Here is an 898-nt window from a genome sequence, read left to right on the forward strand (position 1 = left end):
TGGTGGACGCCGACGACGACACCGCGGTGGCGCTCACGCTGCCCGCCGTCGCCACCCAGGTACAACCCGACGAAATCGCCTACATCATCTACACCTCCGGCTCCACCGGCCGACCCAAAGGCGTCGCCATCAACCACCGCGCCGCCGTCAACACCTGCGTCGACATCAACACCCGCTACCACCTCACCCCCACCGACGCCATCCTCGGCCTCTCCGCCCTCAGCTTCGACCTCTCCGTCTGGGACATCTTCGGCGCCCTCGCCACCGGCGCCACCCTCGTCCTACCCGAACCCCACGCCAACCGCGACCCCGCCCGCTGGCACCACCTCATCGAAGAACACCACATCACCATCTGGAACTCCGTACCCGCACTCATGGCCATGCTCGTCGAACACCTCGAAGCCACCAACACCACCACACCAACCCTGCGCCGCGTCCTACTCTCCGGCGACTGGATCCCCACCGACCTACCCAACCGCATCACCACCACCGCCCCAAACGCCCACGTCACCAGCCTCGGCGGCGCCACCGAAGCCGCCATCTGGTCAATCCTGCACGACATCGACCACGTCGACCCCACCTGGGAATCCATCCCCTACGGCCGACCCATGACCAACCAAACCTTCCACGTCCTCAACGACCGCCACCAAGAATGCCCCACCTGGGTCACCGGCGACCTCCACATCGGCGGCACCGGCCTCGCCAACGGCTACCACAACGACCCCGACAAAACCCACACCGCCTTCATCACCCACCCCACCACCGGCCAACGCCTCTACCGCACCGGCGACCTCGGCCGCCGCCTCCCCAACGGCACCATCGAATTCGCCGGCCGCAACGACCACCAAGTCAAAATCGGCGGCTACCGCATCGAACTCGGCGACATCGAACACGCCCT

At 66.6% G+C, this 898-nt stretch carries 1 protein-coding gene; it reads left to right on the forward strand.

Annotated features, from left to right (window positions below; translation table 11 throughout):
- The coding region (locus tag ACLQ29_RS35365) for an amino acid adenylation domain-containing protein (protein WP_425775701.1) at positions 1-898 on the forward strand (898 nt) is incomplete at both ends.

The organism is Micromonospora sp. DT228 (assembly GCF_049841595.1).
Taxonomy (GTDB): Bacteria; Actinomycetota; Actinomycetes; order Mycobacteriales; family Micromonosporaceae; genus Micromonospora.